Genomic DNA, 21,779 nt, shown 5'->3' on the forward strand with positions numbered 1-21,779 from the left:
ACCTTCACGCACTGAGCAGTACGAAGTTCGCCATTTCCGCTCGCAGTTGGTTCATCGCTCGATGCTGGGCGACACGTACTGCACCGGCGCTCATCCCGAGCGCTCGACCGGTTTGCGGTGCGGTCATGCCCCACACCACCCGCATCAGGATGATCTTGCGGTGGCGAGGAGGCAGGGTTGCCATCAACGCCATTGCTTCGCTTCGGAATTCGCCCTCGATGGCATGCTCTTCCGGTGTGTCGTCGGTGGACGGCTCGTCCACCACCGATTCCAGCGAATACGACCGCCGGAGAGTGGCTTTGCGACCGGCATCGGCCAACTTGTGCGCAGCGATGCCGTAGACGAAGGCCATGAACGGCTTACCCATGTCTCGGTATTTGGGAATAGCCGTCACCAACGCCAGACACACATCCTGCACCACGTCGTCTGCCGCCACGTCCAGATTGCCCAAACGTGTTGCACAGTAACGAGCGAGCCTGGGCCTGACCAGCGCAATGACGTCCTCGAGAGCTCGTCGATCGCCGCCGACTGCAAGCGGAACCCGCGTGTCGAGCATGTCCACGATGTCGTTCGTCATCGCCGAAGTCCTCCCTGACTTACCGAAGCACCTTGTGTGTAGTTCGATCCTGCGGCGGATTCGGCTTGGTCGATACCCACCCCAGGGTGAGGTGAGCCCACCCCTGCGGTGCCCGACGCTCACCTCTTCGGGTTCCTGCGTTGCCGCGCGAAGAAACGCACGATGAATCAGGGCGTAACAGCAAGTCACGCGTCGGCGAATAGCCCTACACAGCGGCCGGAAACGGAGATCAGCATGAGCGAGCGAACCTACGGACGAAGCACCGTCGTGACTGACGACGGCACTGCGCTCTCGCTGTTCGAGACCGGTCGCCGCGATGCGCCGCTCACCGTGGTGTTCGTGCACGGCCACTGCCTGGCGAAGGAATCCTGGTTCGACGTCCGGGACCAGCTGCGGCAGGCCTGGGGCGACGAGGTGCGGATGGTGTTCTACGACCACCGCGGACACGGCTCGTCGGCGACCGCCGACGCGTCGACGTACACGATCGAGCAGCTCGGACGCGACCTCGGTGCCGTGGTCAGGGCATTGGTCCCCACCGGCCGATACGTCGTGATCGGGCACTCGATGGGCGGGATGACCGCCATGTCCTACGCTCGCCAGCACCTCGGCGAGCTGGGCAGCCGCCTCGTCGGCGTCGGATTGATCGCGTCCGCCGCGAACGGCATCGCCGAGGAAGGACTCGGCGCCTGTCTCGCTCACCCCGTCGTGTCGATGTTCCGCACCGCTGTCCGACGCGCACCGAGCGTCATGGCCGCGTCGAAGCGCCTGAGCAGGGGAATCTGCGCGCCCATCGTGCGGGCGGCGGGCTGCGGATCGCGACGCGTCAGCCCGCGGGTGGTCGCCTTGGCGTCGGCGATGTTGAACGACACCTCGGTGGTGACCATGGCGGGATTCCTCGGATCGCTGCACGAATTCGACGAATCGGAGAACCTGCCGGCTCTCGCCGTGGTCCCGACGCTGGTCCTGTGCGGCTCCGACGATCTGATGACGCCGATACGCCACTCCCGCGTCATCGCCGACTTCCTGCCCGCGGCGCGGATGGTGACCGTGGAGAAGGCCGGGCACATGGTCATCCTGGAACGTGCCGGTGAGGTCGCCGACGCGGTGGCCACGCTCGTCGCCCAAGCCGACCCCGCCTCGCGTCACGATGGGGCGAGGCGCGTCCTAGAGGTCGCGTTGTGAGATGACCCCGCTGTGCATGGCGCGTTCGGCCAGCCTGACACGCTTCTGATTCTGCGGAAGGTCCTCGACTCCGAACTTGGCGAACAGCACCCGCAGATGCGTCTTGACGGCGTCGACGCTGAGGAAGATCTCCGACGCGATCTGCTGATTGGACGACGGGTTGGCGAAGGTCGCGTTGTGCTTGTACGGCCTGCACAGTGCGACGAGGACAGCTCGCTGCGTCTCGGTGAGTGACCGCGTACTCGGCATGTCGGATGCGATGCGCGTGGCCTCGTCTCCGACGCCGGAGAAGTCGTGGAAGGTCAGCAGCGACGTGCCGATGCGGATGGTGTCGCCGTGCCGCAGCCGGCGCCGCCCGGTCAGCCGGTCTCCGCCGACGAAGGTGCCGTTGCGGGAGAGCCCGTCGTCGACGATGGTCCAGTGGCCGCCCATCCATTCGACCGTCGCGTGCAGGCGCGAGACCTCGTGGTCGTCGGGGAAGGACACGTCCGCCTGTACGGACCGCCCGAGCGTCAGCCTGCCGAGCTCCGGCGACAGCGCGACGTCCCGACGTGTTCCGTCGTCGGCGTCGTATCGAAGGCGCGCACCGTCCTGCTCCCCAGGATTCACCGCTACATCCTGCTCCGGCCCGGCAGGCCGGAGCAAGACGCAGAAGCTACTTCTTGACGGGCGGTGCGTTCAGCAGGGTGATGAACGGTCCCGCGTTGCTGGCGAGTGCGGACAGACCGCCGATGGCCGTTCCGGCGAGCGATGCCGTGGAACCGAGCAGCAGTGCGCCGCCGATGCAGCCCGCGAGTGGTCCTGCGCCGAAGAGCAGAGCTGCGGGTGCGGACACGACGCCGACCGCGACTGCGCCGAGCAGGCAGCCACCGACGAGTCCCGTTGCTGCACCCAGGAATCCGCCGACGGATGCCGACAGGCTCAGGTTGTCCTTGACGCCTGCGACTGCAGCGGGAAGGTCGACCTGCTGCAGGCCGGGAATCTGCGTCGACACCGGCGTCGCGGCCGCGGGCGACACGTCGGCGGTGAGCACTGCATGGTTGCCGTCGATCTCCGCGGCAACGGGGTGCGCGAGCCCCTCGAACGCGATGGACAGCGGAACCGAATCGACGAGGGCTCCGCCTGCGTCGCGGACGACCAGGTGATTGTTCTCATTGCTCAGTGTGCCTGCGGAGGTGTCGACGAGCACCTGGTCACCCTGTGCGGTGACGTTCCACCCCACGGGCGCGGGAGCGGGCGCCGGGTCCGCGTAGGACGTCCCCATTGCGGTCGTCATTGCGGCGATGACCAATGCCGACGTTGCTGCGAATCTACCGATCTTCATGTTCCCCGTCTTCCGGTGTCTGCTTCACACACCCCTTCTGGGTGCGGCGCAAAACTACGGCGCGGAGCGAGTCCGCATACTGGACGACAGAGAGACGGGGCACGTCCATAGCGTTAACAGTGAATCAGTTCTACCCCGAAGGGACAGAAAGGATTTCGTAGATTCAAGAACCGGTAATCGCCATCCTATTTCTTGCCGAACAAGCCCGGCCCGTTGGACCCACCGTGACCGACGGCGAAGTCGTACGCCGACTCCGCGTGCTCGTGTTCGTCCAACCCGTCGGCTTCGTGTTGGGCGTCCGCACGCACACCCATGACGGCTTTGATTCCGAGTGCGATCAGGGCGGTCACGACGCCGGTGTAGGCCATCACGGCGACGACCGCAACGAACTGAACCCACAGCTGATGCAGTCCGCCGCCGTAGAACAGGCCGTCGACGCCCGCCGGCATGTCGGCGCTCGCCAGCAATCCGATCATCAGAGTGCCGACGATTCCTCCGACGAGGTGCACACCGACGACATCGAGCGAATCGTCGTAACCGAAGCGGTACTTCAGGCCGATGGCCAGCGCACACAATGCTCCCGCTGCGATGCCGATGCCCGCAGCACCGATCGGCGTCACCGCCGTACAGGACGGCGTGATCGCCACGAGTCCCGCGACGACCCCCGAGGCAGCACCGAAGGAGGTGGCCTTGCCGTCGCGGATCTTCTCGACGACGAGCCACGCCGCCATCGACATCGCGCCTGCCCCGAGGGTGTTCACCAACGCGACGGCGGCAACACCGTCGGCCGCCAGCGCCGATCCTGCGTTGAAGCCGAACCACCCGAACCACAGCAACCCCGCACCGAGCATGACGGCGGGAAGATTGTGCGGGCGCATCGCTTCTCGCGGCCATCCCCGACGGTTGCCGACGACGAGCGCGAGAACCAGACCCGCCATTCCCGCGTTGATCTCGACGGCGGTGCCACCCGCGAAGTCGACCGCTCCCAAAGCATTCGAAATCCACCCGCCGGTCTCGGCGACCAGTCCGTCGAGAGAGAACACCCAGTGCGCCACCGGGAAGTACACGAGCGTCGCCCACAGTCCTGCGAACAGAACCCATGGCACGAACCGCATCCTGTCCGCGACGGCGCCGGAGATGAGCGCGACCGTGACCATTGCGAACCCCGCCTGAAACGCCGCGAACACCAAGCCGGGGACGGTCCCGACGAGCGGAATCGACACGGCGTCACCGGAATACGTTCCGCCCAGCAGATCACCGAGCCCGACGAACTGCAGCGGATTGCCGATCCAGCCGCCCAGCACACCGTCACCGAACACCATTCCGAACCCGAACAGCAACCACAGCAGCCACACGACGGCGATGGCCGACAGGCTCATCATCATCATGTTCAGCACACTCTTGGCGCGCACCATGCCGCCGTAGAAGAACGCAAGCCCCGGCGTCATCAGCAGCACCATCGCGGTGCAGACGAGCAGCCAGGCAGTGTCACCCGTGTCGGGTGCGCCGAGTGTCACCGGCCCCTCAACGACCCTGGAACTTCGGCTTGCGCTTCTCGGTGCGCGCGCGCCGCGCTTCCTTCATGTCCTCGCTCGTCCACGCGGCACCGAACGCGTCCCACTGTTCCCGCGTCGGCTCGTCGTGCGTGCCGTCGTCGTTGAAGACGAGTTTGAGGTGCTTCAGCGCCAGCGGCGCGAGTTCGGTGATCGCCGACGCCCACTCCATCGCCACCGCGAGGTCGCCGCGCTTGTTCGCGAGACCGCTGGTGTAGGCGCGGTCGGCGTCGAGCCGCTCGCCGCCCATCAGGATCGTCCGGGCGACGCTGCCACCGGCGAGGGACGCCAGCCGCTTGATCGTCCAGTTGTTGACGGCGATGCCGAGCCTCGTCGACGGGATCTCGAAGAACGCACCGTCCGCCACCACGCGCAGATCACTCGCGATCGCGAGCTGCGTTCCCGCACCCACGGCCGGTCCGTTGATCGCCGCGATGACAGGAACAGGTGCACCGTCGACCGCCCTGAGCAGCGATTCGAGAGCCTCGGGGAACTCCTTGGCGAAGTCGTCGCCGTCCAGGTCCGCACCCGCGCAGAAGCTGGTTCCCTGGCCGGTGACGACGATGACGCGGGCATCGTCGGCGACGGCCTTCTCGATCCCCTCCCGCAGTGCCACGCACAGCTGGGTGTTCAAAGCGTTGCGGCGCTCGGGGCGCTGGAGCTCGAGGGTGACGACATCTCCGTCACGAGTCTGTCCGATCATGAGATCAGACGTTACCCATCGGTAGATGTGAGCGACTACTGCGGGCTGATGTACTGGTGAACGTGATCGAAACAGATGTCGCCGTCATCGGGGCCGGCCAGGCAGGCCTGTCCGCGGGCTACCACCTCCGCCGAGCCGGGCTGGTGGCCGGCGAAGGATTCGTCATGCTCGACAGGTCTCCCGCCGCCGGAGGCGCGTGGCAGTACCGGTGGCCGTCGCTGACCCTCAGCACCGTCAACCGAGTCCACGACCTGCCGGGCATGGAGTTCGCCGAGGTGCTGACCGACCAGAACCCGGACGGAGTGATCGCCGCCGAGGCCGTCCCGCGCTACTACGACGTCTACGAGAAGAAGTTCGACCTGCAGGTTCGACGACCGGTCACCGTCACCGTGGTCTGCGACCGCGAACCCCGTTTCCGAGTCGAGTCGGAGGACATCGTGCTCTCGGCTCGCGGGCTGATCAACGCAACCGGAACCTGGGAAAAACCGTTCGTCCCGAGGTACCCCGGCGCCGAGACGTTCACCGGACGCCAACTCCACACCAAGGACTACCGCACAGCCGACGAGTTCGCCGGCAAGCACGTCGTGATCGTCGGCGGCGGCATCTCCGCTGTCCAACTGCTCGACGAGATCTCCCTCGTCACCTCCACGACCTGGGTGACACGGCGCGAACCCGAGTTCCGCAACAACGACTTCGGACCCGACGCCGGACGCGCCGCCGTCGCCATGGTCGAAGAACGCGTCCGCGCCGGGCTGCCACCGGGATCCGTCGTCTCCGTCACCGGGCTGCTGCTGACCGACCGACTGAAGGCCGCACGCGACCGAGGTGCCCTGCACCGGCTACCGATGTTCAGCACCATCGAACCGGGCGGAGTGCGCTGGGCCGACGGTTCCTTCCTCGACGCCGACGTCATCCTCTGGGCCACCGGATTCCGCAGTGCACTCGACCACCTCGCACCCCTGCGGCTCCGGGGCCACGGCGGCGGCATCGTCATGGACGGACGCCTCGCCACCCGCGTCGCCTCCGACCACCGCGTCCACCTCCTCGGCTACGGTCCCTCCGCCAGCACCATCGGCGCCAACCGCGCCGGCCGCGCCGCAGTGACCGAACTCCTCGACACCCTCGGCAGCAGATAGCTCGCCGAGTTCGCACTTGTGCAGGTGATTCTGCCGATTCGATCTGCACAAGTGCGAATTCGAGATCGGTAGTGATGTTCCGGATCCGGTTCTTACCCGAAACCGTCGGTTACACGTAGAAAATTCAAGCAAATCGCCCACTTCTGCACTGAGTGTCGGATAGGTTTCTTTGCATGCCCTCCATCTTGGGCGTCCTGCCGCGGAACGTACCGCCTCGGTGCGTGAACGTTCCGCGCTCGCACAGGTTTTCACCGCACACGAACAAGGAAGTTCGCACATGGGAAAGCTCGACGGGAAAGTTGCATTCATCACCGGAGCCGCACGCGGCCAAGGCAGAAGCCACGCGCTGAAACTGGCCCAGGAAGGTGCCGACATCATCGCGATCGACATCTGCGAGCAGGTCGGCTCCGTCGGGTATCCGCTCGCCACCGAGGAGGACCTCGCCGAGACGGTCCGCCAGGTCGAAGCTCTGGATCGACGGATCGTCGCCTCCAAAGCCGATGTCCGTGACACCGCCCAGGTCACCAAGGCCGTCGACGACGGCGTGGCCGAACTCGGTCGCCTCGACATCGTTCTCGCGAATGCAGGCATCGCCACGTTCGCGCCGCTCGAGGACCTGACGGACGACGTCTGGGACGAGATGATCGCGATCAACCTCACCGGCGTGTTCAAGACCGTCCGCGCCGCCGTGCCGCACCTCAAGGCCGGCGGGAACGGGGGCGCGATCGTGTTGACCAGCTCCACCGCCGGGATCAAGGGCCTGGCCAACCTGGCGCACTACGTCGCTGCCAAACACGGAGTAGTCGGGCTGGTCAAGACATTCGCAAACGAACTGGCACCCTTCGACATTCGCGTGAACTCGGTACACCCCACCTCGGTGAACACGGACATGATCCACAACTCGGAGACGTACAACCTCTTCCTGCCGGACACCCCGAATCCCACGAAGGAAGATGCGGGCGCCGCGTTCAAGACACTCAACGCACTTCCGATCGAGTGGGTCGAACCCGTCGACATCTCCAATGCCATCGCCTTCCTGGTGTCCGACGACGCTCGCTACATCACCGGAGTCCAGTTGCCCGTCGACGCCGGGTCGGTGATCAAATGACCGGAACACTCGAAGGCAAGGTCGCCTTCATCACCGGAGCTGCCCGCAACCAAGGCCGCAGCCACGCACTCCGGCTCGCCGAGGAAGGCGCGGACATCATCGCCGTCGACATCTGCGGGCCCGTCGACACCATCGAAATGTACCCTGGCGCAACGCGTGCCGAACTGGATGACACCGTGAAGCAGGTGGAGGCACTCGATCGTCGCATCGTCGCCACCCAGGTGGACGTCCGCGACTCGGCGGGCCTGAAGAAGGCCGTCGACGACGGGGTTGCCGAGCTCGGACGCCTCGACATCGCCCTCGGCAACGCCGGCGTCTTCGAGATTTCACCCGCGCTCGACATCACCGACGACGCCTGGCGCACCATGATCGACGTCAACCTCACCGGTGTGTGGAACACGTGCAAGGCGGCGCTCCCCCACATCGTCGCCGGCGGACGCGGTGGATCGATCGTCCTGACCAGCTCGACGGCAGGTCTGAAGGGCACCCCGAACACCGTGCACTACACCGCAACCAAACACGGCGTCGTCGGCATTATGCGAACGCTGGCGAACGAGTTCGGCCAGCACAGTATCCGCGTCAACACCGTTCATCCCACCGGTGTGGACACCGTGATGATTCAGAACCCGAAGACGTGGGGTCTGTTCGCGCCCGACGACCCGAACCCGAGCCGCGAGAAGGCCGAGCCGATCTTCGCGACCACCAACACACTGCCCATCCCGTGGGTCGAACCGATCGACATCTCCAATGCCATCGCCTTCCTGGTCTCGGATGCCGCCCGATACATCACGGGGGCAACCATTCCCGTCGATGCGGGATACACGATCAAATGACGCTGCTGACGTCGATCACCGATGTGCGCCGCCGGATCGCGGCGCACATCGTCGGGCGGGATCGTGAACTCGACCTGCTGCTGGCTGCCGTGGCCGCCGGGCGCGATCTGCTGATCGAGGGTCCGCCCGGCACCAGCAAATCCACACTGCTCGGTGCGATCACGGCGGACTGGGGCATCCCGCTGCTGTTCGTCGAAGGCAACGCCGACCTGACGCCGGCTCGAATCGTCGGGCATCACAATCCTTCTCGGGTACTCCGGGAGGATTACAGTGAGGACAACTTCGTACCGGGCCCGCTGGTCGAGGCCATGCGCACCGGCGGTTTCCTGTACGTCGAGGAATTCAATCGTGCGCCCGAGGACACGCTCAACACTCTGCTGACGGCCATGGCCGAACGCAGAATCACCATCCCCCGCGTCGGAACGGTGTCCGCTCTGCCGTCGTTCCGCGTGGTGGCGTCGATGAACCCGTACGACAACGTCGGCACCACTCGACTCTCCACCAGCGTGCACGACCGGTTGTGCCGCTTGGCCATCGGATACCAGGACGCCGAGGCCGAGCGCGGAATCGTAGCCCTGAGAACCGAATCCGACTCTCTCAGACTGATCGCCGACGCCGTCGCCATCACCCGGGCGACTCGTGAACACGAGGACATCACCCAGGGCAGCAGCGTCCGAGGAGCGATCGATCTGACGCTCGTGGCCTGGCAACTGGCGTCGTTGCGCGAGGTGACGGTCCCCGACGTCACCGACATCGAACCCCCGCGCGACTTACCCGACGACTACCGACAGGTGATGCTCGACGCCGTCTACGTCGCCCTGTCCGGGCGTATCCACGTCGACGATACCGCCGACGCCACGCCGGAAACGATCCTGTACCGGATATGGGAAGACCACTTCCTGCTTCAGCCGGCTGCCGCCGCTCCGGGTTGAAGAGCAGTACCGGCGGATTCACCCGTCCGTCGACCGAGTTCGAAAACCTCGGCACTGACGCCGTTGCGCCGCAAACCGAAACAGCTCACCGAATCACCGTCCCTGTATCGCCCGGGCGCCGGTGGAGTCGTTCTCGTCGCCGACGGCCGCGGTCGGCCTGGACACGCTGCCGGTGAGAACAATCCGTCGGCACCCGGTTTCACCGACGAGTCTGCCGAGATCATCTCGCTGTTCGAGGCAAGCGAGAACACCACCATCGATGCCGCGACGCGGGCCAGAGCCCGAAAGATCGCTGCACGCCTGGCAGTTCGCCGCCCCCGACGCGACGTCCGCGCTCGCCGTGGAATCGGCGAACTGACGTCGCTGCGATACCGCGACGGCTCCGACGAACTCGACATGGACCGGACGATCGACGTGCTCGCAGCCAACCCGTATCCCGAGGACGACGACATCGTCGTACGCGAGCGGCTGCACACCAAGAGGTCGATCGTTCTCGTCGTCGACATCTCGGGATCGATGAAGGGGGAACGGGTACGTACCGCGGCGGCGACGGTGGGTGCGGTGGCGGGTGAGCTGAACGCGGACGATCTGGCTGTCGTCGCATTCTGGTCCGACGCCGCCGTGCTCGCCCGGTTCGGCGATCCGACGACCCCGCTCGGGATTCTCGACACCGTGCTGAGCATCCCGGCTCGTGGACTGACGAACGTGCAGTTCGCGCTGGACACCGCAGCGACGCTGCTGCGCGGAGTGTCCGCGCCGGACAAGCGGGTGTTGTTGCTCTCGGACTGCGTACACAACGCCGGACCGGATCCGCGGTACGTCGCCGCGACGATCCCCAGGCTCGATGTTCTGCTGGACATGTCCGGTGAGAACGACGTCGAACTCGGCCGCGATCTCGCTCGTCTCGGCCACGGCCGGATTCGAACGGTCAGCACCTACCGGGACGTGGCCCCGGCTCTGACCTCACTCTTCGACACGTGAGTGGAAATGTAGCCCAGGGCCTACATTTTCACTCACAACGGAGGACGTCGACCACGTACTTCGCCAGCGAACCCAACCTCGCCCGTTCCGGCATACGCGTCGGAACATCCAGAGCATCCAGCGGCGCCGACGTGACCGGCCCGACGCAGATCGCAGCGACAGGACCGCGCAGAGCGGTGAGAAACTCGTCGAGCAGTCCGTTGTCCTTGGCCGTCGACAGAAGCGAAGCGACCGCCGGTGCGCTGGTGAACGTGACGGCGTCGACCTCGTGGTTCAGGATCTTGGCGAGCAGGTCGATCAGCGGCTGTTGATCGAGTGGGCGAATCCAGCGGTACACAGGGATGGCGCGCACCTCGGCGCCGAGCCGCTCGAGGGCGTCGCTCAGATGAATCGTCGGCTCCCATTCGGTGATGGTGCCGTGAAGCTGCACTGCGACATCCACGCCCGCGATCCCCTCGGACTCGAGGTGATCGGCTACTTCCTGCGACGCCTCGGTGGCCGGGGACCAGACTTCGCGGAGTCCGGCGCCGCGAATTGCGCCGCGCGCCTTGGGTCCTCGCGCAATGATGCGGGAATTCCCCAGAGCGCTCAGCAGCGCATCGCGGGAATCCCAGGTCCCCGCGGCGTCGAGCCAACCGCGGAAACCGATACCGGTACTGATGACGACCAGCTCCGGCGGATTCGCGATGATGCCTTCGGTCTTCTCCCGCAGATCGGAATCGTCGACGAGGGGAAGTACGTGAATCGCGGGAACGTGCACGGTCCGGGCGCCCCGGCGCTCGAGAAGAGTCGCGAACTCGTCGGCCCGACGCTCGGCCGTCAGCGCGATCGTTTTCCCCGTCAGCGGTGCCATGCCGCTCAGCATAAGCGCCGAGGGCCGGCCCACCTACACACGCGCGGACGCAGACCCTGAGGTCTGCGTCCGCGCGTGAGTGAAGAGAAATCAGGACGAGAACTTGTCCGGATCCGGGCCGGTACGGCCGTCAGCAGAGTCGAGTGCGTTGATCTGCTGGATCTCGTCGTTCGACAGCTCGAAGCCGAACACGTCGAAGTTGCTCGCGATGCGCTCGGGAGTGACCGACTTGGGGATCACGACGTTGCCGAGCTGGATGTGCCAACGCAGAATGACCTGCGCCGGGGTGACGCTGTGAGAGTCGGCGATCGGCTTCAGGGCGGGCTCCTCGAGAACCGTGCCGGAGCCGAGCGGGCTCCAGGCCTCGGTCGCGATGCCGTGCTTGGTGTGGAAAGCCCGCAGTTCCTCCTGGATGAGGCGCGGGTGAAGCTCGATCTGGTTGATCGACGGAGTCTCGCCCACGGCGTCGGCAAGCTTCTCCAGTGTCGGGATCGTGAAGTTCGAGACGCCGATGGAACCGACCCGTCCGTCGGCCTTCAGCTTCTGGAACGCCTTGAACGTATCGATGTACTTGTCGCGGTCCAGCTGCTGCCAATGAATGAGGTACAGGTCCAGGTACTCGAGGCCGAGGCGCTCCAGACTGGCGTCGAAGGCCTTCAGCGTGGAGTCGTAGCCCTGGTCGTCGTTCCACAGCTTGGTGGTGACGAACAGCTCGTCGCGGGCGATGCCGGACTCCGCGATCGCCTTACCGGTACCGGTCTCGTTCTCGTAGACCTTGGCGGTGTCGATGCTGCGGTAACCGACCTTCAGAGCCTCGGCTACCGCGTCGTGCGCGCCGTCGTCCGGGACCTGCCACACGCCGAAGCCGAGCTGCGGAATCGCATGTCCGTCGTTGAGGGTGATCGTCGGGACAGTGCTTGTCTGCGGTGAAAACGTCATACGAAGGCCAACGGTCGGCGGTGCGAGTCTGTTCCCTGGCAGGAGTGGAGCCTGCGGAATGACCGGGTTGTGCAGGAGTGGAGCCTGCGGAATGACCGGGTTGTGCAGGAGTGGAGCCTGCGGAATGACCGGGGTGTGCAGGGGGAATACTGATGCACGTGACTGCCACGCTCCGTATCGACGACCTTGCTGCTTTCCACGGTGACCGCACGCTGTTTTCCGGCCTCGATCTCACCGTGACCGAAGGCGATGTCATCGGTCTCGTCGGAGCCAACGGTGCAGGTAAATCGACGTTGCTCACGCTTCTGGCCGGCGTCGGAACCGCCGATTCCGAGGGTGAGATCCATACGAGCCCGCCCGACGCCACCGTCGGATATCTCGCGCAGGAACCCGAACGTATCGCCGATGAAACCATCGTGGAGTTCGTCGGACGACGAACCGGCGTCACGGCCGCTGAGCAGGCGATGAACGATGCAGCCGAAGCCCTCGGCGACGACGACGGTGAGGATCGTTACACTCCCGCGTTGGAGCGATGGCTTGCCCTCGGCGGCGCCGATCTCGCCGAGCGAACGGCGAAGGTGCTCGCCGACCTCGGTCTCGATGTCGACGGAAGCGCACTCATGACGTCGCTGTCCGGTGGCCAGGCTGCCCGGGCAGGGCTCGCCGCCATCCTGCTGGCCAGGTACGACATTCTGCTGCTCGACGAGCCGACCAACGACCTCGACCTGGCCGGCCTCGAGCAGTTGGAACGGTTCGTGGTCGAAACGCGAGCGGCGATCGTCGTCGTCAGCCACGACCGTGAGTTCCTGGCCAGGACGGTCACCGGCATCGTCGAGTTGGATCGCGCGCAACACCGCATCGACGTGTACGACGGGGGTTACGAGTCCTACCTCGCCGAGCGAGAGATCGCCCGTCAGCACGCGCGGGAGAAGTACGACGAATTCGCCGACACCAAGGCCTCGCTCGAATCTCGTGCGCAGATGCAGCGCAACTGGATGGAATCCGGTGTCCGCAATGCACGCCGCAAGGCGACCGACAACGACAAGATCAGCCGCAAGACTCGGGCGGAGTCCACCGAGAAGCAGGCCGCGAAAGCCCGTCAGACGCAGCGGCGCATCGAACGGCTCGAGGTGGTCGAAGAGCCCCGCAAGGAGTGGGAGCTGCGCATGGAGATCGCAGCTGCACCCCGAAGCGGGACCGTCGTGTCGGTGCTGAGCGGTGCTGTCGTCCGTCGGACAGGTTTCACGTTCGGACCCGTCACCACGCAGATCGAATTCGGTGACAGAGTCTTGATCACGGGCGAGAACGGCTCGGGCAAGACCACATTGCTGTCCGTTCTGCTCGGAAAACTCTTTCCCGACGACGGGACGGCGTCCCTGGGTTCCGGCGTCGCGATCGGCGAAATCGATCAGGCTCGTGGGCTGTTCACCGGGACAGCGACCGTATCGGACTCGCTGAGCGCAGCAGTCCCCGACTGGCCCGACGCCGATGTGCGGACCCTCCTGGCGAAATTCGGCCTACGCGGCGACGATCCCCTCCGGCCTGCAGGCTCCCTGTCCCCCGGTGAACGCACCCGCGCTGCCTTGGCCCTGCTGCAGGCGCGCGGCGTCAACCTTCTGGTGCTCGACGAGCCGACGAACCACTTGGACCTTCCGGCCATCGAGCAGTTGGAACGGGCGATGGAGAACTTCGAGGGCACGCTCCTGCTGGTCACCCACGACCGCCGCATGCTGGGCACCGTCCGCGCGACCCGTCGGTGGACCATGACGTCGGGGCAACTCACCGAGGCCTGACGTTATCCACGGTTGACAGATCGTTGGGTTTATACAACACTTTGTTCCATGAGCCCCGTCAAGCGTGGGAACACGCTCCCGATCTTCAACCGGGTGGGAGTTCTGCGGGCCGAACGAAAGATGAGCCGCGCGCAACTCGCCGAACTCATCGAAGTCAACCCGCAGACAGTGGGCGCCCTCGAGCGGGGCGACCACTATCCGAGCCTCGACCTGGCACTGCGCATCTGTGAAGTATTCGACCTTCCCGTCGAAGCAGTGTTCTCACGCAAGGAACTCGGTCCACTCTCCGCCGAACTGTTCAGAAGGGAGAACGACAAGTGACCACCCCCGACTCGAACATTCTGACGCGCTACCAGGACTACCGCACACGCAGGTTTCTCGAGAACGACGCGAAGACTCGGCACATGCTGCCGAAGTGGCGAACCCAGAAGCGCCGTCGAATCCTTGCGGTTGCAGTAATTTCCACCCTCGTCGCGCTTCTCGCCATCGCTGTTGCATCGCTGTTCTGGAAGTGGGCACCCATCCTGTGGGTCGCCGGCACCGTCGCCTTCCTCGTGCTGTGGACGATGCTGCAAACCGCCTCCGGCCGCCACAGCGATGCACCCGTGGGCGCACTCGACGAATGGGAAGTACAGCAGCGCAACGAGGCTCGGTCGATCGGCTTGACCGTCACCCAGGGCCTCGTCATGGTCTCGGTGTTCACGCTGATCATCCTCGCCACCGGATACGAGAACGAGCGACTCGCCTACGCAGGCGCGTTGTGGACACTCGTCAGCCTGATGGCCGGAATCTGCTCCCCGGCAATGATTCTCGCCTGGATCACTCCCGACCCCGACCCGGAAGACCTCTGAGAAACGAGAAGAAAGGGCACCATGAGCACCCTTACGATCGACAACATCTCCAAGAGATACGGCGACAAGATCGCCCTCGACTCCCTGAAGTTCGACGTACACCCCGGTGAACTCTTCGGCTTCGTCGGCAGCAACGGCGCAGGCAAGACCACCACCATGCGCATCACCCTCGGCGTACTGTCCGCCGACTCCGGGCAGGTCCTGCTCGGCGGCAAACCCGTCGACCTCGATGTCCGCCGCACCATCGGCTACATGCCGGAGGAACGCGGCCTCTATCCCAAGATGAAGGTCGGCCCGCAGCTCGCGTATCTGGCCGAACTGCACGGCCTTTCACCGTCGGACGCCAAGTCGGCCGTAGGCACGTGGACCGAACGACTCGGTATCTCGGAACGACTGAACGACACCGTCGACGCACTCAGCCTGGGCAACCAGCAGCGCGTTCAGCTCGCCGCGGCACTCGTGCACGACCCCGCGGTTCTGGTACTGGACGAGCCGTTCTCCGGTCTCGACCCGGTTGCCGTCGACGTCATGAGCGACGTACTCCGCGAGAAAGCGTCGTCCGGAGTCCCGGTGATCTTCTCCAGCCACCAGTTGGATCTCGTGCAACGACTGTGCGACCGAGTCGGCATCATCGCCGCCGGATCCATGAAAGCCGTCGGCACCGTCGACGAACTCCGCGGATCAGGTGAAGCGCAACTCGAAGTACACGCACCGAACGCCCAGCCCGGCTGGGCCGACGGCATCGCAGGCGCCCGGGCCGTCAGTCACAGCGCCGGCCGGACGCTCCTCTCGATCGCACCGGGAACCGACGACCAGGCCATCCTTCGTGCCGCCCTCGCCACCGGACCCGTACACGAATTCTCCTTCCACAAACCGTCGTTGAGCGACCTGTTCCGAGAGGCAGTGGCATGAGCACCCAAGTATCTTCGAGCCGGGCAATCGGCCTGATCGCCAAGCGCGAGTTCACCGTTCAGGTGATGAAGAAAAGCTTCGTCATCTCCAACGTCATCATTCTCGCCGTCATCATCGGCGGCATCATCGCATACTCCATCTTCGCGGGCGGAGACGACGAAGACCGCGACGTCGTCGGCATCGTCGGCGACCAACAGATCGCGGCCGTCATCACCGCCACCGGAGACGCCGTCGGCAGCCCCGTCGACATCCGCGAGATCGCCGACGCCGACGCAGCTCGATCGGACGTCGAATCCGGCGACGTCGCAGTAGCTCTCGTACCGGCAGGATCCGGCGCCTACACCGCGATCACGGATTCCGAGCTCACCGGAGCACTGCGAGCCGTCGTCGAAGGCAGTGTCCAATCGCAGGCCACCGACGCCGCGCTGGCGCAGCAAAGCGTCGACCGGGACGCCGTCGCTACCGCCGTCGCGAACGCAACGGTCACGGTCGAAGCTATCGACCCGCCGGATCCCGAAGCAGGACAACGAGTTGCGCTGTCCCTGGCCGCCGTGTTCATCCTGTACGCCCAGATCATCGGCTTCGGAATGTACGTTGCCATGGGCGTCGTCGAAGAGAAGTCCTCGCGCGTCGTCGAACTGCTGCTCTCCACCGTCAGGCCGCTTCAGTTGCTGTGGGGCAAGATCCTCGGCATCGGAGCCGTCGGAATCCTGCAACTCGCCCTCTACGGTGCGGCAGGTGTGGGCGCCGGACTTGCAACGGGCACACTCACCATCACCGGAACCGCGATCAGCGTCTTCGCCGGCACACTAGGCTGGTTCGTGCTCGGCTTCGCCTTCTTCGCGGTCCTGTACGCAGCCGGTGGATCGATGGTCTCGAGGCAAGAAGACGTCAATTCGACGACGATGCCGCTCCTGTTGCTGATCATGGCAATGTTCTTCGCGGCGTTCTACTCGGTCGGCGACCCGGAGAGCACACTCAGCAACGTTCTCAGCTGGATTCCGCCGTTCTCCGCCGTCATGATGCCGCTCCGTATCGCCGCAGGCGTCGCGCCGGTCTACCAGATCATCGGAACCGCCCTCATCATGGCGGCCACCACCGCGGCACTCGCCGTCGTCGCCGCCAAGATCTACCAGCGGTCCATTCTGCGCATCGGCAAGACCGTCACGTGGAAGGAAGCATTCGCCCGTTAGGATCCCGCTCATGACAACACGGACGTCCGCCGCCGAGATACTCGATGCAGTTCTCGACGGCGGATCGTTCGTGTCGTGGGATCGTGCGCCGATCGACGTCTCCCCCGGCCCGAAGTATGCCGCCGACTTGGCGAAAGCCCGAGACAAGAGCGGCGTCGACGAGTCCGTTCTGACCGGACAGGGACTGGTCGACGGCAGGCCGGTGGCCATCATTGCGTGCGAGTTCGCTTTCCTGGCCGGGTCGATCGGCGTGGCGGCCGCCGAACGAATCGCCACTGCCATCGAGCGCGCCACCGCGGAGAACCTTCCGCTGATCGCGTCGCCCACGTCGGGTGGGACTCGCATGCAGGAGGGCACCCTCGCGTTCGTACAGATGGTGAAGATCGCGGGTGCGGTGACCTTGCACAAACAAGCCGGCCTGCCGTACCTGGTGTATCTCCGCAATCCGACGACCGGGGGCGTCTTCGCATCCTGGGGATCGCTCGCTCACGTGACGTTCGCCGAGCCTGGTGCGCTCATCGGATTTCTCGGCCCGCGCGTCTATCAAGCCTTGTACGACAAACCCTTTCCCGAAGGCGTACAGACCGCCGAGAACCTCTACCACCATGGCGTCATCGACGGTGTGGTTCCCGTGGACAGCCTCCGACACCTCATGGTCCGCGCGCTCCGCGTCGTCAGCCCCGACGGCGAGACAGCCCACCACCTCGACCCGGCTCCCACCGTCGGCGACATCCCTGATCGTTCCGCGTGGCATTCCGTGGAATCCTCACGTCGCCCCGATCGGCCGGGCGTGCGGGAACTCCTCGAACATGCAGCCAGCGAACAGGTTCCGCTCAGCGGCACCGGCCAAGGCGAGTCGGACACGACGATCCTGTTGTCGCTGTGCAAATTCCGAGGAATCTCCTGTGTGGTCTTCGGCAACGACCGAAGCAGCCACAGCATCACCGCGACGATGGGACCAGGCGCGCTGCGTCAGGCTCGGCGTGGAATGAAACTGGCCGAGGAGCTCCGTATTCCCCTGGTCCTCGTCATCGACACGTTCGGCGCAGCACTGTCCAAGGAAGCGGAAGAAGGCGGGATCGCACCCGAAATCGCCCGATGCATCAGCGATCTCGTGACCGTCGACACCCCGACGGTGTCGGTCCTCCTCGGCCAGGGAACAGGCGGCGGCGCCCTCGCCCTGCTGCCCGCCGACCGCACCTTGTGCGCACAGAACGCCTGGCTCGCACCGCTTCCTCCGGAAGGCGCCAGCGCCATCGTTCACCGCGACACAGCACATGCGTCGGACATGGCCGAGGCACAAGGCATTCGGTCCATGGACCTGCTCCGCGACGGCATCGTCGACGCCATCGTCCCCGAACATCCCGATGCAGCAGAGGAACCCGTCGATTTCTCGATCCGCATCGCCGGAGCCATCGCACGAGAACTGCGCAACATCAGCTCCGACGACGACCGCGTGTCCTCACGCCTCGCCCGGTACCGACGCCTGGGCCTCGGGAATCACGGCCAGTAGGTCACCGGCCCGCACATCCGACGGAAGCTCCACCTTGGCGTCGCCCATCGCGAAGAACTGCCGACCCACCACCGAATGACGGTTGGCGATATCGGCGACCTCCACGCACCCGAGCACGGCATCGACACGCACGATCCCGGCAATCACCGACCGCACCCGCGTCACCACCACACAACCCAACCGCGCCGGCGTGCCCTCGCAATCAGCAAAATCGTCGACGAACACCCCGTCGACCATCAATCGCCCATCACGAAAACCCGTGCCCGACGGCCACAACTCCGAATCGAATCGTGGTCGGCCTGCATTACGAAGAGACGGCAGCATCTCGAAAAGAGTCACATCAGCGAGTCTCCATCCGCCCCCACCGCGTCGCCAGGATCTTGACGGAATCATTATGGCCACGGGGTCGACGTCTACGCGGCCTTGCCACCGACGCCGTCCGCTGCAACGGATTGCCCGATACTCCGCGAGTCGGCAGGATTCCGTCGTATCGAGAAGTATCGGGCAATTCATGCCGCCACCGATTACGCGTGGGATGTCCGGTCGGCGTCGATCGACCGACGGCGACGCTTCACCACCGACACGATCTCCTCCACCACGGCATCCAGGTCCGACATGACGGTGGCCACGGAGTATCGCAGCACCAGCCACCCGTCGAGGACCAGCGCGTTCTGGCGTCGGCGATCGCTCGTGAACACCGCACCTGTGCTGTGGAACTCGCGCCCGTCGATCTCGACGATGACGCGCGCACGAAAGTCGACGAGGTCTCCGTAGTACGGTCCGACTCTCGCGTTGATGTCCATGAACAGATTGCGTGCGGTCAATGCGCGCGCCACCACGCGCTCCGCTTCCGAGAACGTGCCGGGGCAGCACCGTCGGAGTTGTGTGCGTAAGGCCTGCATTCCGTCCATCCCCTTGGCGGTATCGCAGAACGCCGCCAGCCGGCGCGCAGGAATGTGCGTGCCGACGGCGGCGTCGAAGAACTTCTCGAGTTCGGCCGTCGGCATCGTTGCCGCGAGGTCGACGAACGCCTGCTCGATCGACACGACGTGCAGCCCCCGTAGTTTTTGCACGTCAGGAAGTGCACGTCGGCGTAGCACGACCCAATCGGGTGACCGGACCTGCGCGTTGGGTGCGACGGTCGCCTCGACCGAGCGCGGTTCCGCCTCTACCAGGCCCCACAGCCAACCCGCGGTCGAATGGCTGAACACCGCGTCCGGTTTCCACAGAGCGACGGCGCGACACAGGTCCATGTAGCCCGGTTTCTCCGTCGCGTACAGGCCCGGCAGCAGCCGAGTGAGCCCGCCGCTTCGGCTCCGACGGGAGATGGTGCTGACGCTGAGTCCCTGCGCGATCAGCTGCGCTTTCGTGGTGAGTACCCCCATGCGCGCATGATGGCGCATACCTCCGACAGATCCGATGCGATGGATTGCCCGATACTGTGCAATTCCTCGGGATCCCGCCGATTCGAAAAGTATCGGGCAATTCGTGGCACTAGGCTCGGGACATGAGCGGCGAGTATCGAGAAGCATTCGACAGAGCCAGGTCCGATCGTGAGGGTTTCTGGCTGGACGCGGCCGAGGGGATCGATTGGGTCAGTGCTCCGACGACGGCGTTCGATGGCCGCTGGTTCCCCGACGGCGTGCTCAATACATGTGTCAATGCGCTCGATCGGCATGTGGATGCGGGCGACGGGGACCGTACCGCGCTGATCTACGACTCGGCGATGACCGGTACGCAGCGCCGGTACACCTATGCCGAGCTGCTGAACGAGGTGGCGCTGTTCGCGGGAGTTCTCGTGCGCAACGGTGTGGGGAAGGGTGACCGCGTCATTCTGTACCTGCCCATGATTCCCGAGGCAGCCGTGGCGATGCTGGCGTGTGCGCGAATCGGTGCGGTGCATTCGGTGGTGTTCGGCGGATTCGCGGCGAAGGAGCTCGCGGCGCGGATCGACGACGCCGAACCGGTGCTGGTGGTGACGGCGAGTGGCGGTTTCGAGCCGGGACGGGTCGTGGAGTACCTCCCGATCGTCGAGAAGGCGCTCGCTCTGTCCTCGTCGCCGACGGTGATCGTCAAGAGCCGCGACGGGATTCCGAGCGATCACGGATGGCTGGACTGGGATGCCGAGATGGCCGAAGCGTCACCGGCGCAACCAGTTCCGGTCAAGGCTACGGATCCCCTTTACATCCTCTACACCTCGGGGACCACCGGAAAACCCAAAGGCGTCGTACGCGACAACGGTGGCCATGCCGTCGCACTGCGATGGTCGATGCACAACATCTACGACGTCGGTCCGGGTCAGGTCATGTGGACGGCGTCCGACGTCGGCTGGGTCGTCGGGCATTCCTACATCGTCTACGGCCCACTGCTGGCAGGTGCGACAACAATTCTCTACGAAGGCAAACCCGTCGGCACTCCCGACGCCGGGGCCTTCTGGCGGGTCATCGAAAGTCACGGTGTGCGAGCATTGTTCACCGCCCCGACGGCGTTACGCGCCATTCGCAAGGTGGATCCGCACGCCGAGGAACTGAAGAAGTACGACGTCTCGAGCTTGGAGACACTGTTCGTCGCGGGCGAGCGACTGGATCCCGATACCTACGAGTGGATCAGCCGAACCCTGGACCGGCCCGTCGTCGACCACTGGTGGCAGACCGAGACCGGCTGGGCTATCGCGGCGAATCTCCGCGGGCTGGAGCCGCTTCCGATCAAATCCGGTTCGCCGACCGTCGCGGTACCGGGTTTCGAGGTGACGATCGTGGACGCTGCCGGCGCCGAAGTCGACGCCGGTACCGAGGGCAACATCGTCGTGAAGCTCCCGCTGCCTCCCGGCACCCTGGTGGGATTGTGGAACGACGAGGACCGCTTCCAGCGCTCGTACCTCGACACGTTCCCCGGCTACTACCTGACCGGCGATTCCGGTTACATCGACGCCGACGGGTACGTGTACGTCCTCGGTCGCAGCGACGACGTCATCAACGTTGCGGGACATCGACTGTCGACAGGATCGATGGAAGCCGTCGTCGCGAGCCACCCCGCGGTGGCCGAATGCGCGGTGATCGGAATTCACGACGACCTCAAGGGCCAGCGGCCGAGTGGGTACGTGGTCCTCAAGGCGGGCGAAACCATCGAGGAGGATCGGTTGCGCACGGAACTGGTCGCGATGGTGCGTGACCAGATCGGCGCACTCGCGACATTCCGGGACGTGACGATCGTCGGTGCGCTTCCCAAGACGAGGTCCGGGAAAATCCTGCGCAAGACCATGCGGCAGATCGTCGCAGGTGAGGAGTACGGGGTGCCGTCGACGATCGAGGATCCAGCGGTTCTGGATGCGCTGGAGAAGCTACTCCGTAGGTGAGGGCAGGAAAACGAGTAAGGTTGTCCGAAATCCGCGCGCCC

The 21,779-nt window shown here is 65.2% G+C and carries 22 protein-coding genes; 13 read left to right on the forward strand and 9 right to left on the reverse strand.

Going from position 1 to position 21,779, the window contains the following annotated elements:
• Positions 1-4: 4 nt before the first annotated feature.
• A complete protein-coding gene (gene shbA / locus CH292_RS03455; protein WP_019664412.1) occupies positions 5-577 on the reverse strand; it encodes an RNA polymerase sigma factor ShbA in 573 nt (190 codons plus the stop codon).
• Between the two features lie 234 nt (positions 578-811).
• Between shbA and CH292_RS03460 the strand changes: the two genes are divergently transcribed.
• Positions 812-1,759, forward strand: coding sequence for an alpha/beta fold hydrolase (locus tag CH292_RS03460; protein WP_094653998.1), 948 nt, complete (start codon positions 812-814; stop codon positions 1,757-1,759).
• Here the strand turns inward: CH292_RS03460 and CH292_RS03465 are convergent.
• From CH292_RS03465 to CH292_RS03480, 4 genes are all read right to left on the reverse strand, one after another.
• The gene (locus CH292_RS03465) at positions 1,742-2,368 is read right to left on the reverse strand and encodes an FHA domain-containing protein (protein ID WP_019664410.1); all 627 of its coding nucleotides are present in this window, start codon (positions 2,366-2,368) and stop codon (positions 1,742-1,744) included. The two genes, CH292_RS03460 and CH292_RS03465, sit on opposite strands and share 18 nt — an antisense overlap.
• 46 nt (positions 2,369-2,414) lie before the next feature.
• On the reverse strand, positions 2,415-3,083 hold the full coding sequence (locus CH292_RS03470; RefSeq protein WP_019664409.1) for a hypothetical protein: 669 nt from the start codon (positions 3,081-3,083) through the stop codon (positions 2,415-2,417).
• Positions 3,084-3,268: 185 nt separating this feature from the next.
• Positions 3,269-4,600: an ammonium transporter gene (locus tag CH292_RS03475; RefSeq protein WP_019664408.1), complete on the reverse strand. Its 1,332-nt coding sequence runs from the start codon at positions 4,598-4,600 to the stop codon at positions 3,269-3,271.
• Positions 4,601-4,607: 7 nt separating this feature from the next.
• The gene (locus tag CH292_RS03480; protein ID WP_019664407.1) at positions 4,608-5,339 is read right to left on the reverse strand and encodes an enoyl-CoA hydratase; all 732 of its coding nucleotides are present in this window, start codon (positions 5,337-5,339) and stop codon (positions 4,608-4,610) included.
• A gap of 56 nt (positions 5,340-5,395) precedes the next feature.
• Between CH292_RS03480 and CH292_RS03485 the strand changes: the two genes are divergently transcribed.
• The 5 genes from CH292_RS03485 to CH292_RS03505 all read left to right on the forward strand — a co-directional run bounded on the left by CH292_RS03485 (position 5,396) and on the right by CH292_RS03505 (position 10,329).
• Positions 5,396-6,475 carry an NAD(P)-binding domain-containing protein gene (locus tag CH292_RS03485; RefSeq protein ID WP_037161605.1) on the forward strand — a complete coding sequence of 360 codons (1,080 nt, stop codon included), beginning with the start codon at positions 5,396-5,398 and terminating at the stop codon, positions 6,473-6,475.
• 277 nt (positions 6,476-6,752) lie between these two features.
• Complete coding sequence (locus tag CH292_RS03490) at positions 6,753-7,583, forward strand: mycofactocin-coupled SDR family oxidoreductase (RefSeq protein WP_033190821.1); 831 nt, start codon at positions 6,753-6,755, stop codon at positions 7,581-7,583.
• The gene (locus tag CH292_RS03495; RefSeq protein WP_037185029.1) at positions 7,580-8,416 is read left to right on the forward strand and encodes a mycofactocin-coupled SDR family oxidoreductase; all 837 of its coding nucleotides are present in this window, start codon (positions 7,580-7,582) and stop codon (positions 8,414-8,416) included. Before CH292_RS03490 ends, CH292_RS03495 begins: the two co-directional genes overlap by 4 nt.
• The gene (locus CH292_RS03500; RefSeq protein ID WP_020111485.1) at positions 8,413-9,348 is read left to right on the forward strand and encodes a MoxR family ATPase; all 936 of its coding nucleotides are present in this window, start codon (positions 8,413-8,415) and stop codon (positions 9,346-9,348) included. Before CH292_RS03495 ends, CH292_RS03500 begins: the two co-directional genes overlap by 4 nt.
• Before the next feature lie 63 nt (positions 9,349-9,411).
• Positions 9,412-10,329, forward strand: a complete 918-nt coding sequence (locus CH292_RS03505) for a VWA domain-containing protein (RefSeq protein ID WP_094626334.1) — start codon at positions 9,412-9,414, stop codon at positions 10,327-10,329.
• 28 nt (positions 10,330-10,357) lie between these two features.
• On the opposite strand, the gene CH292_RS03510 is transcribed toward CH292_RS03505, so the two are convergent.
• A complete protein-coding gene (locus CH292_RS03510) occupies positions 10,358-11,194 on the reverse strand; it encodes a uroporphyrinogen-III synthase (RefSeq protein ID WP_094653999.1) in 837 nt (278 codons plus the stop codon).
• A 78-nt stretch (positions 11,195-11,272) separates the two neighbouring features.
• On the reverse strand, positions 11,273-12,121 hold the full coding sequence (locus tag CH292_RS03515) for an aldo/keto reductase (RefSeq protein WP_094654000.1): 849 nt from the start codon (positions 12,119-12,121) through the stop codon (positions 11,273-11,275).
• A 158-nt stretch (positions 12,122-12,279) separates the two neighbouring features.
• On the opposite strand from CH292_RS03515, the gene CH292_RS03525 reads away from it, so the two are divergent.
• The 6 genes from CH292_RS03525 to CH292_RS03550 are packed head-to-tail and all read left to right on the forward strand — an operon-like array spanning position 12,280 to position 18,383.
• A complete protein-coding gene (locus tag CH292_RS03525) occupies positions 12,280-13,914 on the forward strand; it encodes an ABC-F family ATP-binding cassette domain-containing protein (RefSeq protein WP_094654018.1) in 1,635 nt (544 codons plus the stop codon).
• 48 nt (positions 13,915-13,962) lie between these two features.
• Entirely contained in the window at positions 13,963-14,235 is a 273-nt protein-coding gene (locus tag CH292_RS03530) for a helix-turn-helix transcriptional regulator (protein ID WP_019664396.1), read from the forward strand.
• Positions 14,232-14,765: a membrane protein gene (locus CH292_RS03535; protein ID WP_037161615.1), complete on the forward strand. Its 534-nt coding sequence runs from the start codon at positions 14,232-14,234 to the stop codon at positions 14,763-14,765. The genes CH292_RS03530 and CH292_RS03535 overlap by 4 nt, the downstream gene beginning before the upstream one ends.
• Positions 14,766-14,786: 21 nt before the next feature.
• The gene (locus CH292_RS03540) at positions 14,787-15,677 is read left to right on the forward strand and encodes an ABC transporter ATP-binding protein (protein WP_094654001.1); all 891 of its coding nucleotides are present in this window, start codon (positions 14,787-14,789) and stop codon (positions 15,675-15,677) included.
• Positions 15,674-16,870, forward strand: a complete 1,197-nt coding sequence (locus CH292_RS03545; protein WP_094654002.1) for an ABC transporter permease — start codon at positions 15,674-15,676, stop codon at positions 16,868-16,870. Before CH292_RS03540 ends, CH292_RS03545 begins: the two co-directional genes overlap by 4 nt.
• Positions 16,871-16,880: 10 nt before the next feature.
• Entirely contained in the window at positions 16,881-18,383 is a 1,503-nt protein-coding gene (locus CH292_RS03550) for a carboxyl transferase domain-containing protein (RefSeq protein ID WP_094654003.1), read from the forward strand.
• Here CH292_RS03550 and CH292_RS03555 read toward each other — a convergent pair.
• Together CH292_RS03555 and CH292_RS03560 are read right to left on the reverse strand one after the other, a co-directional pair.
• Positions 18,333-18,722, reverse strand: a complete 390-nt coding sequence (locus CH292_RS03555; RefSeq protein ID WP_143545716.1) for a hypothetical protein — start codon at positions 18,720-18,722, stop codon at positions 18,333-18,335. The genes CH292_RS03550 and CH292_RS03555 overlap by 51 nt on opposite strands.
• Positions 18,723-18,907: 185 nt before the next feature.
• A complete protein-coding gene (locus tag CH292_RS03560; RefSeq protein ID WP_094654004.1) occupies positions 18,908-19,768 on the reverse strand; it encodes a DUF559 domain-containing protein in 861 nt (286 codons plus the stop codon).
• A gap of 122 nt (positions 19,769-19,890) precedes the next feature.
• Here CH292_RS03560 and CH292_RS03565 point away from each other — a divergent pair, with 122 nt between their 5' ends.
• Positions 19,891-21,738, forward strand: a complete 1,848-nt coding sequence (locus CH292_RS03565; RefSeq protein WP_094654005.1) for a propionyl-CoA synthetase — start codon at positions 19,891-19,893, stop codon at positions 21,736-21,738.
• Positions 21,739-21,779: the final 41 nt, after the last annotated feature.

Source organism: Rhodococcus sp. 14-2470-1a, assembly GCF_002259425.1.
Classification (GTDB): Bacteria; Actinomycetota; Actinomycetes; order Mycobacteriales; family Mycobacteriaceae; genus Rhodococcoides; species Rhodococcoides fascians_E.